This window comes from Bacillus sp. SIMBA_026 (assembly GCF_046535335.1).
Lineage (GTDB): Bacteria > Bacillota > Bacilli > Bacillales > Bacillaceae > Bacillus > Bacillus velezensis.
Map to the genome: position 1 here is coordinate 1 of NZ_JAWRWX010000265.1, position 261 is coordinate 261.

General features: G+C 69.0%; 1 protein-coding gene. It reads right to left on the minus strand.

Annotated features, from left to right (window positions below):
• The coding region (locus SB847_RS21420) for a hypothetical protein (RefSeq protein WP_410578679.1) at positions 1-236 on the minus strand (236 nt) is incomplete at its 3' end.
• Positions 237-261: the final 25 nt, after the last annotated feature.

The window sequence follows — 261 nt, forward strand, 5'->3', positions numbered from 1 at the left end:
GGGCGGTTTTCGTGGGTCAGCACAGACAGCACGCCGGGCAGCGCCAGCGCCGCCGACGTATCGATGGCGACGATTTCTCCGCGCGCAATCGGTGCATTGACGACGACGCCGTAGACGAGTCCGTCCGCGTGAAACTCCGCCGCGTAGCGCGCCGCGCCGGTGACCTTGCTGTGGGCGTCCACGCGGGGCAGCGGCGCGCCGATACAGGCCGCAGGCTTCTGGAAAGCGGTGCTCATACTTCGTCCTCCTCGTCGTGCGCGG